We start from the raw sequence: 12445 nt of genomic DNA, 5'->3' as shown, positions 1-12445 counted from the left end.
CTCAGTGCGCGATGCCGTCGATGATCTCGCGGGCCCCCTGCCGCAGCAGCGCCACGGCGACCGAGGTGCCCAGGGTCGCCGGATCGAGCCGGCCGGCCCACTCGTGGGCGTTCAGCCGGGTCTTGCCGTCCGGGGTGAAGACGCAGGCCCGCAGGGAGAGTTCCCCGCTGCGGTCCACCCGGGCGAACCCGGCGATCGGGCTGTTGCAGTGCCCCTGCAGGACGTGCAGGAACATGCGCTCCGCCGTCGCCTCCCGATGGGTCTCCGGGTGGCCGAGGCCGCTCACCGCGTCGATCACGTCGCTGTCGCCCTCGCGGCACTGCAGGGCGAGGATGCCCGCACCGATCGGCGGCATCATCGTCTCGGGGGAGAGGACCTCGCTGATCACGTCGCGGCGGCCGATGCGCTCCAGTCCCGAGACCGCGAGCAGCAGGGCGTCCGCCTCGCCGGCCGCGAGCTTGGCCAGCCGCCGGTTGGCGTTGCCGCGGAACGGCACGCACGTGAGGTGCGGGTGGGTGGCGGCCAGCTGGGCGACGCGGCGCACCGAGGAGGTACCGACGCGGGCCCCGGCCGGAAGCTCGTCCAGGGTGAGCCCGCCCGGGTGGACCAGGGCGTCCCGGATGTCGTCCCGCTCGAGGAAGGCGGCGAACACCGTGTCGGCCGGCAGCGGGCGGTCGGCGGGCACGTCCTTGACGCAGTGCACCGCGAGGTCGGCCTCGCCCGACAGCAGCGCGGCGTCGACCTCCTTGGTGAACGCGCCCTTGCCCTCCACCTGCGACAGGTCGCCGAGCCACTTGTCGCCGGTGGTCTTCACCGGTACGACCTCGGTGCGCACGCCGGGGTGGAGGGCCGCCAACTCGGCCCGGACGCGCTCGACCTGCGCCAGGGCCATGGGGGAGTCACGGGAGACGATGCGGATCAGTTCGGGGACTGCCATGCGGACACGATAGTGCGCGCGGGGGAGGTCCGGGGTCGCGGTTCGCTCGACCGGCCCTGTTCTCTCCGGTTGTCTCAGGCGTTCGGGTCGAAGGGGATGCCGGCCGGCTTGGCGGCGGCCAGGTGGGAGGCGAAACTTCCGTCCTTGAGGCCGAAGTTGGCGCTGCCGAAATCGTAGGAGCTCAGCTTCTCGCGCACTCCGGCGGGATAGCCGTTCCAGCCGACCAGGGTCGGATACTGCCACCCGCCCTTGTGGTTCTCCGGCGGCTCGTCCCCGGCGCCGGCCAGGCGGAAGCAGTGGGTGCTGATGCCGTCCTTGTGGTAGACGATCTTCGGATGCGTGCCGTCGAAACGGACCGCCGACCTCGCGTGCACGCTGAACGAGCCGTGGTTGGACGTCGAGACGTACTCGACCACGCCGTCGCGCACCCACACCACGACGTGCTCCCAGTCGTGCCGGTGACCGCCGAGGCTGCTGCCGGGCAGCGCCTGGTCCTTCTCGAAGTAGAGGCCGTACATGTAGGCGCACCAGCCGTTGTCGCACTTGGCGCGTGCGTAGCCGTTGGTGTTGTCCAGGTCCGCCGCGTCCCGGCAGTTGCCGTTGAGGGCGCCGGTCGGGTTGAGCCCGCCGTTGACCGTACCGTCGGCACCGATGGCCGGAGTCGGGTAGCAGCCGTCGGTGTCGTAGTCGTAGGCGGGCTGGTACGCCCGCTCCAGGCTGTCGGCGTTGCCGGGCAGTCCCGGGGGCGGGGCGGCGAAGGCGGTGGCGGGGAAGGCGACGACGAGGGCGAGGGCACCGAGCGGTGCGGTGAGCCATCTCTTGCGGCGGGCGGGGGTGGTGGCACGCGACGGCATCGCGTCCTCCTCTGAGTCCGGGCGCAGCCCAACGGCTGTGGGGGGAAGGGGAGTTCAGGGTGCCGTCATTCCACTTCCGTGCCAAGGGCGCACAGGCGTCCCTGTGGTGAAGACCGGCCCAATACTTGATCACACGTCACGTCAGGTCGTCCGGAAGGTCGGCGGCCGACTCCTCGGGAGCCAGATCCGGGCGGAGCCTCAGCCAGGACGGCTGGCGCAGCATGCCCTGGCGGGTTCGGGTGCTGTAGCGGACCTCGCCGACCAGCCGGGGCACCACCCAACGCGCTCCCGGAACCGGCGGCACGGGGTCGAAGGGGCACACGTCCGTCGCCGCGGACCGCAGCAGCGCCGCCAGTTCGGTGCGCTCGGCCGAGCTCCAGCCGGTGCCGACCCCGCCGACGTAGCGGAGCCGGCCCGCGGCGCGCTGGCCGACCAGGACGGCGCCCGGGAGTCCGCCGAGCCGTCCCTTGCCGGGCAGCCAGCCGCCGACCACGACGTCCTCGCTGCGCATGTTGCGGATCTTGATCCAGGCACGGGAGCGGACCCCCGGTTCGTACACCGAGTCCAGCCGCTTGCACACCAGGCCCTCGAGACCGTGCTCCCGGGTGGCCCGCAGGGCCTGTTCTCCGTGGCCGACCAGTGCGGCCGGGGTCGACCAGGACGGACCGCCCAGGCCGAGGTCCGTGAGCCGTTCGCGGCGGCGGGTGTAGGGGAGCCGGAGCAGGGGCTCGCCCGCCAGGTGCAGGACGTCGAAGAGCACCAGATGGACGGGGGCCTTCGCCGCCCGGTGCGCGGCCCGGCCCGGGGTGTGCGCCAGGCCCATGCGGGACTGCAGCAACTGGAAGTCGGCGCGGCCCTGTTCGTCCAGGGCCAGTACTTCCCCGTCCAGTACGGCCGGAGTGGGGCCGAGCGCGGTGGCGAGCGGCGCCAGTTCCGGATAGGCGGCCGTGATGTCCTGTCCGGAACGGGCCCGCAGCAGCACGCTTCCGTCGCCCGGCAGGTAGACGATCACCCGCTGGCCGTCCTGCTTGGTCTCGTAGGCCCAGCGCGCGTCCTGCGCGGCGGGCGGCAGGGTGCCGGAGGTGGCGAGCATCGGAGGGATCAGCGGCAGCTCCACGGGTCAGTCTTCGACGCGCCCGCACGCCCTCACGCGGGTTGCCCGGCAGGTTCGCCTGAACGGCGCCGGTCCCGCGGAGCGGGCCGGCGCCGTCGCCGTCAGTGGACGGAGGCGGCCCGAGCCCCGACGTCACCGGTGGGTGCCGGGTGCGCCGTGCCGGCGGCGGGACGGTGCCGCGGGATGAAGGAGGCGATCACGAAGGCGAGGAGGGCCGCGCCCGCCCCGATGCCCATGACCACCTTGAAGGCGTTCTCGGACGGCAGGGCGAAGCCGCCGAGGCTGATGGTCATCTGGGCAAGGACCACGCCCGCGAGCGCGCTGGCGAGGGACGTGCCGATGGACCGCATGAGGGTGTTGAGGCTGTTCGCGGCGGCCGTCTCGCTCGCCGGCACCGCACCCATGATCAGGGCGGGCATCGCGCCGTAGGTGAAGCCGATGCCCGCGCTGATGACACAGGAGGCCAGCACCAGCTGCCACACCTCGGCCATCAGCACGATGTTCAGGCCGTAGCCCGCCGCGACGATCAGCGCGCCGATCATCAGGGTCACCTTCGGGCCCTTGGCCTTGGAGACCTTGGCGGAGACCGGGGCGAACGCCATCATCACCAGGCCGGACGGTGCCATGACCAGGCCCGCGGTCAGCAGGGAACGGCCGAGGCCGTAACCGGTCGCCTCGGGCAACTGCAGGAGCTGCGGGAGGACCAGGGACATCGCGAACATCGAGAAGCCGATGGCGATCGACGCCAGGTTGGTGAACAGCACCTGACGGCGGGCGGTGGTGCGCAGGTCCACCAGCGGCTGCGGGGTGCGCAGCTCCCACCAGCCCCACACCAGCAGGATCACCACGGCCGCCGCGAACAGGCCGAGGGTGGTGCCGCCGGTCCAGCCCCAGTCGGCGCCCTTGGAGATCGCCAGCAGCAGGCACACCAGGCCGGCCGCCATGCCGACGCCGCCGGGCACGTCGAAGCGGCCGCCGGTGCGCACCGCCGACTCGGGCACGAGCGCCAGCACCAGCACCAGGGCGACGGCGCCGAGCGCGCCGGAGAGCCAGAACAGCATGTGCCAGTCGAGGTTGTCCGCGATCAGTGCGGCGGCGGGCAGGCCCAGCGCGCCGCCGACCCCGAGCGAGGCGCTCATCAGGGCCGTGGCGCCGGCCAGCCGCTCGGCGGGCAGCTCGTCGCGCATGATGCTGATGCCGAGCGGGATCACCGCGGCGGACAGGCCCTGCAGGGCACGGCCGACGACCATCGGCACCAGGGTGTCGCTCAGTCCGCAGACCGCCGAACCGGCTATCAGCAGCACCAGGCTGAGCAGCAGCATCCGCCGCTTGCCGACCATGTCGCCGAGCCGGCCGACGACCGGAGTGGCCACCGCCGCGGCGAGCAGCGTGGCGGTCACCGCCCAGGCGGCGTCCGAGGCCGGCGCGTCCAGGAGCTCGGGCAGCTCGGGCACGATCGGGATGACCAGGGTCTGCATCAGTGAGACGACGATCCCGGCCAGGGCCAGTACCGCCACCACGGCGTTGGGCCGCAGCGCGGTGGGGGAAGCGGGCATGGAGCAGCCTTTCCAGGGTCGGTGCGAAGTCGAGGGGCGAGTACTTAAGTCAGTCGCTTGAATTACTCTAAGGGGCAGAGGAGCGGGCATGCTCGTCGGGGCCCCTGCGGCGCCCCGGATCCGCTGCCCCGTACGCTGCCTGGAGAGCCCGCCGCACGGCGGCGGACCTGCGACGACTCGAGGGACTGGCCGTCGTGGGCCGTGAGGAGAGAGTCCCGGCGGTGGTGATCATGGCGGGCAGGACGGTACGGACGGAACAGGTCAGCGCGACCCGGCAGCTGATCCTGACCACCGCCGAGCGGTTGTTCGCCGAGCACGGGGTGTACGCGGTCTCCAACCGTCAGGTCAGCGAGGCCGCGGGACAGGGCAACAACGCCGCCGTCGGTTATCACTTCGGGACCAAGTCCGACCTCGTCCGGGCCATCGCCCAGCGGCACTCGGAACGGGTCGAGGCCCTGCGGGCCCGGCAGCTCGCCGCCCTCGGCGACTCGGCGGAACTGCGGGACTGGGTGGACTGCCTGGTGCGACCGCAGTTCGACCACCTGGCGGCGCTGGGCAGCCCCACCTGGTACGCGAGGTTCTGCGCCCAGGTCATGACCGACCCGGCGCTGCGGGAGATCATGACCGCGGAGTCCCGCGCCTCGTCCTCGCTGCGCGAGATCGTCAAGGGCCGGGACCGCTGCATGCCCGCGCTGCCGGGCGAGGTCCGGGCCGAGCGGGGGGACATGGCCCGCCACCTCATCGTCCACGTGGCGGCCGAGCGGGAGCGCGCCCTCGCCGAGGGGCGGCCCACCCCCCGCGCCAGTTGGCAGGACGCCGCCGACGGGCTCGTCGACGCGATCGTGGGCATGTGGCTGGCGCCCGTCACGCCCCGGGGGCGGGGCGTGACGGGCGCGCGGTGAGCGCGCGGGAGCCGCCAGGGATTCGCCGTACGCCCACGGACCGGTGCGCCCTCGCCCGCGGCCGTACCCCGGTCGGACGCACCCCAGTGCCTACCGTCGAGTAATATCGCGCGGCAGCCCCCTGGAGGAGGAACCGTGCCCCGTTCCCGACGCTCACCCCTGCTGCTCGCCGGCCTGCTGGCCACCGCGGGCGCCGCCCACTTCGCGCGCCCCCGCACCTTCGACGCGATCGTCCCGCGAGGCCTGCCCGGCACGGCCCGCGCCTGGACGTACGCCAGTGGCGTCGCCGAACTGGCGCTGGCCGCGGGCATCGCCGTGCCCCGCACCCGCAGGGCCGCCGCGCTGACCACGGCGGCCTTCTTCGTCGGGGTGTTCCCCGCCAACGTCAAGATGGCCGTGGACTGGCGGCACCGCCCCGCGCCCCAGAAGGCCGCCGCCTACGCACGCCTGCCGGTGCAGGTGCCGCTCGTCCTGTGGGCCCGCGGCGTCGCCAAGGGCAGCGAGGGCCGGTCGTGAGCCGGACGCCGGCCGTCGGTGACACGGTCGACGACTTCATGTTGCCGGACGAGACCGGCACCCCGCGCCGCCTGTCCGAGCTGCTCGCCGACGGCCCGGTCGTGCTGTTCTTCTACCCCGCCGCCCTGACCCCCGGCTGCACGGCGGAGGCCTGCCATTTCCGCGACCTCGCCGCCGAGTTCGCCGCGGCCGGTGCCCGTCCCGTCGGCGTCAGCGGCGACCCCGTCGAGCGGCAGCGGGAGTTCGCCGGGCGCCACACCCTCGGCATGCCGCTGCTGTCCGACACCGACGGCGCCGTCCGCGAGCTGTTCGGGGTGAAACGGGGCTTCAGCCTGGCCCCCACCAAACGGGTCACCTTCGTCATCGCCCAGGACCGGACCCTGCTGGAGGTCGTCCGCAGCGAGCTGCGGATGAACACGCACGCCGACCGCGCCCTCGCGGCACTGCGCGCCCACCGAGCGTAGGCATTCGTGCCCGTTGCGGTTGAAACCCCGCCGCAACGGGTCAATCCTGGACGCTATGGAGCAAGCCTCCGCCGTGGCGACCCTTGACATCCGCGGCACGGTGACGGGGTGGAGCGAGGGCGCCCGGCGGCTGACCGGCCACTGCGCCGAAGACGTCGTGGGGCGGGACGCGCGAGAACTGCTCGCCCGGGACGTGCCGCCCGAGGCGGTGTCCGAACTGTCCGCCACCCTGCTGCTCCGGCACCGCGACGGCTCGACCGTGTCCGCGCCCGTGCGCGCCCTGCCACTGCTCGGGGCGGCCGGCACCCCGCAGGGGTACGCGGTGACCGCGGGCCCGCCCGACGACGGGACGCTCCTGCTGACCGGGGAGACCTTCCAGCAGGCGTCCTTGTCGATGTCCGTGCACGACACCCGGCAGCGCTACCTGAGGGTCAACGACACGGCGCGCCGCATGCTGGGACTGCCGCAGGAGAATGTGATCGGACGGCGGCTGTCGGACGTCATGGAGGAGATCGACGCCGACGGGGCGGGCTTCATGCGGCACCTGCGGGAGGTCACCGAAACCGGTCGATCCCTGCGGTACGAGACATACACCCCAGCTTCCTCCCGGCTCGGCGAACATGCCTGGACCGTCGAGATGTGGCCGGTCCGCGACGCGTCGGACCAGGTGACCGCCGTGGCCGTGGCGGGATTCGAGACCACCGCCCAGCGCCGGGCGAGCCAGCGGCTGGCCCTGCTGAACGAGGCCGCCGCCGGTATCGGCACCACCCTGGACGTCGTGCGCACCGCCGAGGAGCTCATCGCCTTCCTCGTCCCGCGCTTCGCCGATTTCGCCAGCGTCGACCTGCTCGAATGGGTCCTCGGCACGGAAGAACCGATCGCGGCGCCGACCGCGGGCATCGCCCTGCGCCGCGTCGCCCACGACGCCGCCGACGAGGGGAGCCCCCGGCCCTCCGTGCACCTGGGCGAGACCGATGTCTACCCGCCGTACTCGGCACCCGCCCGGTCGCTGGCCCAGGGGCGGCCGGTGCTGTCCGGACCGGGGGATCCGGACTTCGACCGGTGGATGCGGGTCCGCAACGAGCAGGCCCCGCACAACCGCCCCTATCGGGAACGCGTCCGCTCCGCCCTGGCCGTGCCGCTGATGGCCCGCGGCACCACCCTGGGAGTCGCGGTGGCCGTTCGCGTCGCACCCCAGGAACCGTACGTCGACGACGACATCGTCCTCGCCCAGGAACTCGCCAGCCGGGCGGCCGTCTGCATCGACAACGCCCGCCGCTTCGCCCGCGAGCGTGCCACCGCGCTGGCCCTCCAGCACAGCCTGCTGCCCAGGGGCCTGCCCGGACCGGCGGCGGTCGAGGTTGCCCACCGCTACCTGCCCTCCGCCTCCGCGGCCGGCATCGGCGGCGACTGGTTCGACGTGATCCCGCTGTCCGGCAGCCGGGTCGCCCTCGTCGTCGGCGACGTCGTCGGTCACGGCATCCCGTCCACGGCGACCATGGGCCGCCTCTGCACCGCCGTCCGCACCCTGGCCGACGTCGACCTGCCGCCCGACGAGCTCCTCACCCACCTCGACGACCTCGTCACCCACCTCGTGGCCGGCGACACCGGGAACGAGGTCGCGGAACTGGGCGCCACCTGCCTCTACGCCGTCTACGACCCGGTCACCCGCCGCCTCACCGCGGCCGGCGCGGGCCACCCCGCACCGGCCGTCGTCCTGCCCGACGGCACCACCCGCATGTTCCCGATGACCGCCGGACCCCCGCTCGGCGTCGGCGGGCTGCCCTTCGAGGCGACCGAGCTGGAACTGCCCGAGGGCTCCGTCGTCGCCCTCTACACCGACGGCCTGATCGAGGACCGCGACCGCGACGTCGACCACGCCACCGGGGAACTGCGCCACGCGCTGACCGCGCCGGCCGCCTCGCTGGAGGCCCTGTGCGACAGCGTGCTCAAGGCCGTCCTGCCGGAGGAGCCCAGCGACGACGTGGCGCTGCTGCTGGCCCGCACCCGTGCGCTGGGCGCGGACCAGATCCGCACCTGGGACATCCTCCCGGACCCGGCGCACGTCGCCGCCGTGCGGCGGTCCGCCACCGAGGCGCTGACGGCGTGGGGACTGGACGAGGCGGCGTTCGTCATGGAGCTCGTCGTCAGCGAACTCGTCACCAATGCCATCCGGTACGGCGATCCGCCCATCCAGCTCCGCCTCATCCGCGACGGCGCCCTCATCTGCGAGGTCTCCGACGGCAGCTCCACCTCACCGCACCTGCGCAGGGCCCACGCCTACGACGAGGGCGGCCGGGGCCTGCTCCTGGTCGCCCAGCTCACCGAGCGCTGGGGGAGCCGGCAGACCACCACCGGCAAGACGATCTGGGCCGAACAGTCGCTGCCCACCGGGTGACCCGCCGCCCCGCAGAATGCCCACCTGCCGCTTCTTCCCGGGGTGACCGGCGCCGACGGAACCGGGTATCCGGTCAGAACTCCTCGTGCGCCTCCGGGTCGCCGCCGATCCGTCGGTGTGCGCGGTCCGCGATCGCGCGCATCTGCGCGTCGTCCAGCTCGAAACCGAAGACGTCCAGGTTCGCCCGCTGCCGGGCGGGGTCGGCGGACTTGGGGATCGGCACCGCGCCGAGCTGCGTGTGCCAGCGCAGGACCGCCTGGGCGGGCGTCACGCCGTGCGCGTCGGCGACCGCCGCCACGGCGGGATCGTCCAGCAGGTCGCTGCCGCGGCCCAGGGGACTCCAGCTCTCGGTGCGGATGCCCTTGCGCTCGTGGAAGGCGCGCAACTCCTCCTGCGGGAAGAGCGGGTGCAGTTCGATCTGGTTGACGGAGGGCAGGACGCCGGTCTCCTTCTCCAGCCGTTCGATGTGCCCGGCCGTGAAGTTGGAGACGCCGATCGAGCGCACGAGCCCGTCGTCGCGCAACTTCACCATGGCCTTCCAGGAGTCGGCGTACTTGTCGACCCGGGGCAGCGGCCAGTGGATCAGGTACAGGTCGACGTACTCCAGGCCGAGCCGCGCGCGGGACTGCTCGAAGGAGGCGAGCGTCTCCTCGTAACCGTGGTGCCGGCCGGGCAGCTTGGTCGTCACCACGATCTCCTCGCGCGGGACGCCGCTGTCGGCCACGCCGCGGCCGACGCCGGTCTCGTTACGGTAGTTGGCCGCCGTGTCGATCAGGCGGTAGCCCGTCTCCAGGGACTCGCGGACCGCCCGCCGGGCCTCGTCGTCCGTCATCGGCCAGGTGCCGAGCCCCAGAGCGGGGAGCGCGGTGCCGTCGTTGAGCGTGTGCGTCGGGATGCTGATCACCGTGGGACCTTCCCTCGAATGTGCGCGGCGGTGTGCTGCCCGTCCAGCCTCGCCCAGCCGGGCGGTGGTGATCAACCGGACGGGGCGGGCGCGGCCCGTCCGTCTGCCACGATCAGTCCCGGAGCCGAAACGGACGACCGACCGACCACGGGAGCGCGCATGACGACGGACAGGGAAACGGCGGCACGTACGGCGGCGGACGCGGCCGGGATCGAGGTGGCGCCGGCGGCCGGGCACATCGGCGCCGAGATCCACGGCGTCGACCTGGCAGCCGGCCTCGACGCGGCGCGGGTCGCGGCGATCCGGGCGGCGGTGCTGCGCTGGAAGGTGGTGTTCTTCCGCGGTCAGCGCCTCGATCACGCCGGACACGTCGCGTTCGCGCGGCACTTCGGCGAGCCGGTCGTGCTGCCCCGGCGCGGCAAGGCCTCGCCGGCCGGCCACCCGGAGATCGAGACGACCGCCGACCGACTGGAGCTGGGCGGGCGGTTCGGGATGGACCACGAGGAGTGGCTGCGGCGCCGCCGGCACACCCTGCTGCGCGGCTGGCACTGCGACCACGGCGCCCGCGTCGACCCGCCGGCCTTCACGATCCTGCGCGCCGAGACCGTCCCGCCGTACGGCGGCGACACCACCTGGTCGAACCTCGCCGCCGCCTACGCCGGACTGTCCGCCCCGATGCGCGCGTTCGTCGACGGACTGCGCGCCGAACACCGCCTCGGCGTCGGCTACCAGCCCCGGCCGGGCGACGACGCCTACGTCCGGCACCTGCTGGACCACCAGACGGCTACCGTGCACCCGCTGGTCCGCGTCCACCCGGAGACGGGGGAGCGGGTGCTGTTCGTCAACGGCTACTACGTCGAGCAGATCGCCGGCCTGACCCGCCCCGAGAGCGCGGCGGTCCTGGAGCTGCTGCTGGAGCAGGCGACCCGGCCCGAGTACACCGTCCGCTTCCGCTGGGAGCCGGGCAGCGTCGCCTTCTGGGACAACCGGGCCACCATCCACCTGGCCCCCAGCGACAACGCCCACCTCGACCACCCCCGGACCATGCACCGCGTCATGCTCGCGGGTGACGTACCGGCCGGGGTCGACGGCACCCCCTCCGAGGCGATCGTCGGCAGCGAGCCGGGACGCTGGTGAACCGTCGGCCGAGCGGGACGGTCACCCGATGGGCGAGCGGGACGGCCACCCCGTCCTCGACCCGCGGGCCGACCTCCTGCCCCGGTCGCCGGTGGCGGCGCGGCGGCGCGGCCGGAGGGCGGTACGCGGGGAAGCGGGTCAGAACGTGCGCTTCAGCAGGTCGAGCAGCGCCTCCCAGTGCCGCTCGGTCGCCGCCGGGTCGTACGCCGCGGTGTCGGCCTGCGTGTATCCGTGGTGGGCTCCCTCGTACACCTCGCAGCGGTGCCGGACGCCGGCCTCGCGCAGGGCCGCGGTCAGGCGCTCCTGCTGCTCGGCGGGCATGCCCCGGTCCTGGTCCGCGTGGCCGAAGTACACCTCGGCGGTGATCCGGCCGGCCATCAGGTGCGGACTGTCCGGCGCCTCGGTGGCCAGGTTGGCGCCGTGGAAGCCGGCCGCCGCGGCGACCCGGTCCGGGTGGGCGCCGGCCGTGCGCAGGGCGAGACCCGCACCCATGCAGTACCCCGTCAGCGCGACCGGGCCGTCGGCCGCCGCCGGACACCGCTCCAGCCACCGCAGGTAGGCGTCCGCGTCCCGCGTCGCCCGGTCGGGCGTGAGCGCCTCGAAGGCCGGTCCGAGGAGCCGGAACAGCTCCGGCCGCGCCGCCGGGTCGATGAACTCGGGCAGCTCCACGATCGGCGCCCGCCCGTTCCGGTAGAAGACGTTCGGCACCAGGACGGTGTACCCGGCGCCGGCCAGCCGGTCGGCCATCTTCCGCAGCTGCGGGCGCAGCCCGAAGGCGTCCATGTAGAGCAGCACCGCGGGACGCGGTCCACCGTCGGCGGGGTGCGTCACGTAGGCGTCGGCGGTGCCGTCCTCGGTGCGGATGTCGACGGCGGTTCCCTGTACGGCGGTCACGGCGGGCCTGCCTCTCGTTCGGATGCTCGCGGGCGACCCGCCGGCCGCACCGGCGGATCATGGCCATCTTGGCACGCCGGACCCGGGGGGACGCCCAGCCCCCCGCACGGCGGGCGGCCCGCTACTCGAACCGGTCCGTGTCGCCCGCGCCCCGCCGCACGATCTCCGCCTCACCGCCGGAGAAGTCGACGACCGTGGTCGGCTCGGTGCCGCAGTCGCCCGAGTCGATCACCGCGTCCAGCACGTGGTCGAGCCGGTCCTTGATCTCCCAGCCCTGCGTCATCGGCTCGTCCTCACCGGGCAGCAGCAGCGTGCTGGACAGCAGCGGCTCGCCGAGTTCCGCGAGCAGGGCCTGGGCGACGACGTGGTCGGGGATGCGCACGCCCACGGTCTTCTTCTTGGGGTGCTGGAGCATGCGCGGCACCTCCCGCGTCGCGGGCAGGATGAACGTGTAGCTGCCGGGCGTGGACGCCTTGATCGCCCGGAACACGTCGTTGTCGATCTGCACGAACTGGCCGAGCTGCGCGAAGTCCTGGCAGACCAACGTGAAGTGGTGCCGGTTGTCCAGTTGCCGGATCGACCGGATGCGGTCCGTGCCGTCACGGCTGCCCAGCCGGCAGCCGAGCGCGTAGCAGGAGTCCGTGGGGTACGCGATCAGCGCGCCGGAACGGACGCTGTCGGCGACCTGGGCGATGCTGCGCGGCTGGGGGTTGTCGGGGTGCACGTCGAAGTACTTCGCCATTCACCGAGCTTATGCCCGCCGGCGCGC

The 12445-nt window shown here is 73.5% G+C and carries 12 protein-coding genes; 5 read left to right on the top strand and 7 right to left on the bottom strand.

The features are described 5' to 3' along the window. Window position 1 precedes the first annotated feature (1 nt). The 4 genes from hemC to ACLIN4_RS02885 all read right to left on the bottom strand — a co-directional run bounded on the left by hemC (window position 2) and on the right by ACLIN4_RS02885 (window position 4461). Window positions 2–937 (bottom strand): hydroxymethylbilane synthase, encoded by a 936-nt coding sequence (gene hemC, locus ACLIN4_RS02900; protein WP_411575464.1) that lies wholly within the window; start codon window positions 935–937, stop codon window positions 2–4. A gap of 74 nt (window positions 938–1011) precedes the next feature. Further along, window positions 1012–1791 carry an NPP1 family protein gene (locus ACLIN4_RS02895; RefSeq protein WP_107476734.1) on the bottom strand — a complete coding sequence of 260 codons (780 nt, stop codon included), beginning with the start codon at window positions 1789–1791 and terminating at the stop codon, window positions 1012–1014. 136 nt (window positions 1792–1927) lie between these two features. After that, window positions 1928–2908 carry a non-homologous end-joining DNA ligase gene (gene ligD / locus ACLIN4_RS02890; protein ID WP_411575463.1) on the bottom strand — a complete coding sequence of 327 codons (981 nt, stop codon included), beginning with the start codon at window positions 2906–2908 and terminating at the stop codon, window positions 1928–1930. 98 nt (window positions 2909–3006) lie between these two features. Beyond that, complete coding sequence (locus ACLIN4_RS02885; RefSeq protein ID WP_290012144.1) at window positions 3007–4461, bottom strand: MFS transporter; 1455 nt, start codon at window positions 4459–4461, stop codon at window positions 3007–3009. Window positions 4462–4691: 230 nt separating this feature from the next. On the opposite strand from ACLIN4_RS02885, the gene ACLIN4_RS02880 reads away from it, so the two are divergent. The 4 genes from ACLIN4_RS02880 to ACLIN4_RS02865 all read left to right on the top strand — a co-directional run bounded on the left by ACLIN4_RS02880 (window position 4692) and on the right by ACLIN4_RS02865 (window position 8741). After that, window positions 4692–5363 carry a TetR/AcrR family transcriptional regulator gene (locus tag ACLIN4_RS02880; protein WP_107476765.1) on the top strand — a complete coding sequence of 224 codons (672 nt, stop codon included), beginning with the start codon at window positions 4692–4694 and terminating at the stop codon, window positions 5361–5363. A gap of 135 nt (window positions 5364–5498) precedes the next feature. Further along, window positions 5499–5879 carry a DoxX family protein gene (locus ACLIN4_RS02875; protein WP_107476737.1) on the top strand — a complete coding sequence of 127 codons (381 nt, stop codon included), beginning with the start codon at window positions 5499–5501 and terminating at the stop codon, window positions 5877–5879. Continuing rightward, the gene (locus tag ACLIN4_RS02870; RefSeq protein WP_107476738.1) at window positions 5876–6343 is read left to right on the top strand and encodes a peroxiredoxin; all 468 of its coding nucleotides are present in this window, start codon (window positions 5876–5878) and stop codon (window positions 6341–6343) included. The genes ACLIN4_RS02875 and ACLIN4_RS02870 overlap by 4 nt, the downstream gene beginning before the upstream one ends. A gap of 55 nt (window positions 6344–6398) precedes the next feature. Continuing rightward, a complete protein-coding gene (locus ACLIN4_RS02865; RefSeq protein WP_289907863.1) occupies window positions 6399–8741 on the top strand; it encodes a SpoIIE family protein phosphatase in 2343 nt (780 codons plus the stop codon). Between the two features lie 73 nt (window positions 8742–8814). Here ACLIN4_RS02865 and ACLIN4_RS02860 read toward each other — a convergent pair whose 3' ends face one another. Then, window positions 8815–9645 (bottom strand): aldo/keto reductase, encoded by an 831-nt coding sequence (locus ACLIN4_RS02860; RefSeq protein ID WP_289907864.1) that lies wholly within the window; start codon window positions 9643–9645, stop codon window positions 8815–8817. A 159-nt stretch (window positions 9646–9804) separates the two neighbouring features. Here ACLIN4_RS02860 and ACLIN4_RS02855 point away from each other — a divergent pair, with 159 nt between their 5' ends. Next, window positions 9805–10782: a TauD/TfdA dioxygenase family protein gene (locus ACLIN4_RS02855; protein WP_107476740.1), complete on the top strand. Its 978-nt coding sequence runs from the start codon at window positions 9805–9807 to the stop codon at window positions 10780–10782. A 138-nt stretch (window positions 10783–10920) separates the two neighbouring features. On the opposite strand, the gene ACLIN4_RS02850 is transcribed toward ACLIN4_RS02855, so the two are convergent. Then, the gene (locus tag ACLIN4_RS02850) at window positions 10921–11676 is read right to left on the bottom strand and encodes a dienelactone hydrolase family protein (RefSeq protein WP_107476741.1); all 756 of its coding nucleotides are present in this window, start codon (window positions 11674–11676) and stop codon (window positions 10921–10923) included. A gap of 121 nt (window positions 11677–11797) precedes the next feature. Beyond that, entirely contained in the window at window positions 11798–12418 is a 621-nt protein-coding gene (locus tag ACLIN4_RS02845) for an L-threonylcarbamoyladenylate synthase (RefSeq protein ID WP_179342313.1), read from the bottom strand. Window positions 12419–12445 lie beyond the last annotated feature (27 nt).

Origin of the sequence: Streptomyces mutabilis (assembly GCF_046628145.1) — a bacterium.
In the GTDB taxonomy this organism is placed as follows: domain Bacteria; phylum Actinomycetota; class Actinomycetes; order Streptomycetales; family Streptomycetaceae; genus Streptomyces; species Streptomyces mutabilis.
Note: the sequence above shows the minus strand (reverse complement) of the source record. Positions and strands in the feature narration are given on the sequence as shown.